Origin of the sequence: Bacillus pretiosus, assembly GCF_051294775.1 — a bacterium.
GTDB classification, from domain to species: domain Bacteria; phylum Bacillota; class Bacilli; order Bacillales; family Bacillaceae_G; genus Bacillus_A; species Bacillus_A wiedmannii.
Genome location: NZ_JBPPHF010000684.1, coordinates 1 through 278, shown reverse-complemented (window position 1 = coordinate 278; position 278 = coordinate 1). Strand labels below are relative to the sequence as shown.

The following is a 278-nucleotide window of genomic DNA, read 5'->3' as shown; positions in this document are numbered from 1 at the left end:
AGATGTGTATTAGAGAAAGAATTACATATCAAGATTTTTAGCTATCTTGTTGTTTGGGAAGTATTCTCCAAAGTAACGTGTATCCTTCTCTTGTATTGGGCTAAGTGGGAAAAAGGGATCTGTATGTAATAGATAGTAATGCTCGTGAGAGCAAAGTAATGCGGTTAATAATATTGGATCTGTAAATTGTTTATTTAATTCTAGATAGTCTTCCATACGAGTAAAATGGCGGAAGAGTACATTCTCTCCAGGTGCAATCGGAAGTACCTTTTTTTCTT

1 pseudogene is annotated in these 278 nt (G+C 34.5%); it reads right to left on the bottom strand.

Annotation, left to right across the window (positions count from 1 at the left end):
• Window positions 1–24: 24 nt before the first annotated feature.
• A pseudogene (locus ACSG5Z_RS32690) lies at window positions 25–278 on the bottom strand (hypothetical protein); the annotation flags it as partial.